5 protein-coding genes are annotated in these 3759 nt (G+C 27.1%); all 5 read right to left on the reverse strand.

The annotated features are described in order from the left end of the window. Nucleotides 1-88: 88 nt before the first annotated feature. The 5 genes from EHV01_RS03880 to infC all read right to left on the reverse strand — a co-directional run bounded on the left by EHV01_RS03880 (nt 89) and on the right by infC (nt 3440). The gene (locus EHV01_RS03880; RefSeq protein ID WP_422066286.1) at nt 89-316 is read right to left on the reverse strand and encodes a DeoR family transcriptional regulator; all 228 of its coding nucleotides are present in this window, start codon (nt 314-316) and stop codon (nt 89-91) included. 53 nt (nt 317-369) lie between these two features. Continuing rightward, a complete protein-coding gene (uvrC, locus tag EHV01_RS03885) occupies nt 370-2151 on the reverse strand; it encodes an excinuclease ABC subunit UvrC (RefSeq protein WP_422066283.1) in 1782 nt (593 codons plus the stop codon). 135 nt (nt 2152-2286) lie between these two features. Then, complete coding sequence (rplT, locus tag EHV01_RS03890) at nt 2287-2646, reverse strand: 50S ribosomal protein L20 (protein WP_422066284.1); 360 nt, start codon at nt 2644-2646, stop codon at nt 2287-2289. Nucleotides 2647-2670: 24 nt separating this feature from the next. Next, complete coding sequence (gene rpmI / locus EHV01_RS03895) at nt 2671-2865, reverse strand: 50S ribosomal protein L35 (protein ID WP_126820923.1); 195 nt, start codon at nt 2863-2865, stop codon at nt 2671-2673. Between the two features lie 44 nt (nt 2866-2909). Beyond that, nucleotides 2910-3440 carry a translation initiation factor IF-3 gene (infC, locus tag EHV01_RS03900; protein WP_422066285.1) on the reverse strand — a complete coding sequence of 177 codons (531 nt, stop codon included), beginning with the start codon at nt 3438-3440 and terminating at the stop codon, nt 2910-2912. Nucleotides 3441-3759: the final 319 nt, after the last annotated feature.

Genomic DNA, 3759 nt, shown 5'->3' on the forward strand with positions numbered 1-3759 from the left:
ATTAAATCAAATTTATCAAATTTCATAATTTTAGATTCCTATAATTTCTATTTTAAATATATTTTATAGGAATTTTAAAATAACTAGGTTATGCAAGAAGTCTATTACATGTTTTATTATGAACTCCTAAAAAATTAATACCACCATAATACATTGTAATAATTCCTTCACTTTCAAGTTCTTTTAAATCACGGCGCGCAGTTGTTGCTGAAATATTATATTTTCGAACATATTCAATAACATGATTCATTTCGTGAAAAAGTTTTTGACACAAATATGCTAATAATAAATCTTTTCGTTGGACTCGATGGATAATTCTCTACTCCTTTCATTGTTTAATTCTGTACTTAATTATTATACCAAAAAAAGTTATTTACCAAAATGTTCCAAAAATTTTCTTAAATTTTCAATAAGTTTTTTATTATGCAATAATTGATATAATTCAGCATCACTTGCTTTTTGAATTGCACCAATACTTTCAAAATGGTGATTTAATAATTTAATTCGTTGTTTTCCAAACCATGTGATTGTTTCTAGAATACTTGTTGTCAAAGCATTTGTTTGCCGGCGGCGAAAACTAGTAATTGCAAAATTATGAACATCATCTTGCATTCTTGTTAAAAATAAAAATAAACGGCTACTTTTATCCAAATATACTTTCTCTTTTTTTAAATTAAGTAAATGGTCAGTTTTATGATGATCATTTTTAACTAAACCAATCACGGGAATTGATAAATCTAATTTTGCTAGTTCTTTTAAACAAGCATTAACTTGTTGAATCCCACCATCCATAATAATTAAATTGGGAAGGGCTTGTTCATCTTGAATAATCTTTTGATAACGACGAGCAACAACCGCCGCAATACGGTGCGTATCATCTTCATATGGAATTTCTAAATTATACTTACGATAATCATTTCGTGATGGACGACCATTTTTATAAACAATAACCCCACCAGTCACAAACTCATTATTAATATTAGCAATATCAATCATTTCAATTAAATATGGTAATTCTGATAAACCTAAAAGCATTTGTAACTCTTTTAAAACTTCAGCATTATTTAATTCTCGTTGGGCAGTTGTCTGGTATTGGACATAAGATTCATAACTATTTTCAGTCGCTAATTTCATAATTGTTTTTTCAATTGGTGTTTTAGGATGAAAAACACGATTATCAAATAACAAGTTTAATTCTGGTAATGCAATTGCTTCGTTAACAATTATTTTTGTGGGTAAAATATTTTTTTGATAAATATTTTGCAAATATAAACGATATAATTCTTGGTAATCTTCAGCAAAATCAAGATGATAATATTCATAATCTTTATAGCTTAATTTTCCAGCACGATAAAATAAAGTTGTTAACACTAAATGCTCAGTAGTTTGATATAAACTAATCACATCTAAATCATCATTTTGATTTAACATTTCAACTGTTTGTGATGATAAAGTTCAATCTAAGTTTCGAATTAAAACTTTTAATTTATGTGCTTCTTCAAATTGTAAGTTATCTGCGGCTTGAAACATTCGTTTCTCTAGTAGTTTTTTTGTTTCAGTAAAATTACCTTTAAAAAAATTATGAACTTTTTTAATCATTTTTGTATAATACTTTGAAGGAACTGATTTAAAACAAGCACCTGAGCATTGATTAATATGATAATAAAGGCAAGGTTTTCTAAGATTTCCTTTACAACGACGTAAAGGATATAATCGTTCTAAGACTTTAATAATTTCCCGCGCATGACTCCCTTCTGGGAATGGTCCATAATAGCGAGCATATTTTTGATGAACATTACGAACATACAAATATTGAGGGTCTTTTTCTTTTGTAATTACAATATAAGGATAATGTTTATCATCATTTAACAAAATATTGTATTTTGGTTTGTACTGCTTAATTAAATTATGTTCTAAAATTAGTGCCTCTTTTTCAGTTTTCGTAATAATTGTTTCTAAACGAACTATTTCTTGAACTAAGCGGGTTGTTTTATAATTATACACTTTGTTAAAATAAGAACTAACACGACTTCGTAAGTTTTTTGCCTTTCCAACATATAATACTTGATGATAATTATTGTAAAATAAATAGCATCCTGGTTTAGTTGGTAAAATCTCAACTTGCTCTTTTAACGATAATTTTTCTGACATTTTTCATTCTTCCCCTTATGTTTGTTAATATTTTATGCTTAATTAAAACAATTAGCAACTCATCATAAAAAATCCAAGATAAGAAAACGGACTTAATATTAAAATAAAAAACTACTTTTCTGAAAAGTAGTTTTGTTAATTTTTTAACGCTTGTTTTGATTTTTCTACTAACACTTTAAATTCACTTGAATTATGAATTGCTAATTCTGATAACATCTTACGATTTACTTCAATGTTAGTTTTATTTAAACCATTCATAAATTGTGAATACGACATATCATGTTCACGTACTGCAGCATTAATTCTTTGGATTCATAATGAACGAAAATCTTTTTTACGTTGCTTACGATCACGAAAAGCATACGCTCATGATTTCATTACTTGTTCTTTTGCTTTTTTGTAATGCGTTGATTTTGTTCCAAAATATCCTTTTGCTTCTTTAATAATTTTTTTACGACGTTTTCTTGTTGTTGGTCCGCCTTTAACTCTTGCCATTTGTTAATACTCCCTTCTCTTTTTTTATCCTTGTAATAGTTGTTTTAATCGACTCTGATCAGTTTGGTCCATTAAACCAGCTTTACGTAAATGACGTTTTTGTTTTGTTGTTTTATTTTGGGCTAAATGTGAAGTATATGCATGCGCAATCTTTCATTTTCCTGTTCCTGTTATTTTAACTCTTTTTGCTAAAGATTTTTTCGTTTTCATTTTTGGCATAAATTTTCCTCCTTGTCTTTTCTTTTAAAAGTTAATTTAATTAATTATTTTTTTGGTACAACATACATATCTAAAAACAAGCCATTTAACTGGGGTTCTTTTTCAATCTTTGCCAAATCTTCAATATAACTAAAAAATTTATCTAATGTTTCTTTGCCATGTTCAGGTCTTGCAACTTCTCGACCACGAAACTTTAAAGAAATTTTAACACGGTTCCCATCAGTTAGAAATTCACGCACTTTTTTTGCCTTAAATTCCAAATCATGTTCACCAATTCCTGTTCGTAAACGCATCTCTTTATTTTCAGTTACATGTTGATTTTTCTTATTTTCTTTTTCTTTTTTCTTTTGTTCGTATTTATATTTTCCATAATCAACCAATTTTGCTACCGGTGGATTTGAAGCAGCTGATACTAACAATAAATCTAAACCTTTTTCTTCAGCAAAACGAACTGCTTCATTTCGCCCTAAAGGACCAACTTTATTACCATCATCTAAAATAATTAAAACTTCACGTGCTCTAATATCATAATTTACTTGCTCGATATTTTTATTGTTTTTAGTGGGTTGATTCATCCAATACCTCCATTTTAATTAATTAAAAAAACGCTCAAAAGTAGCGCTTTCATTAACAAGAATTATCTTCTTAAATGATTAAAATATAATCATTAAAAACTTTAATTTTATCTTGTAAAACCTATTAACCATACTAAAGGGCATAGGTGAGCATTAGCTACTTTAACATTTTTCAATATTAATCATATGATGTTTTTTTAATTTAGTCAATAATATTCTTTAATTTTGTCGAAAACTCTTGATATTTATAAAATATACCTAAAATTAGGTATATTTTTAATATATGGAGGTAAATAATTAATGAAAAAAATAATTASAD

Origin of the sequence: Spiroplasma sp. hy2 (assembly GCF_044714365.1) — a bacterium.
Classification (GTDB): Bacteria; Bacillota_I; Bacilli_A; order Mycoplasmatales; family Mycoplasmataceae; genus Spiroplasma; species Spiroplasma phoeniceum.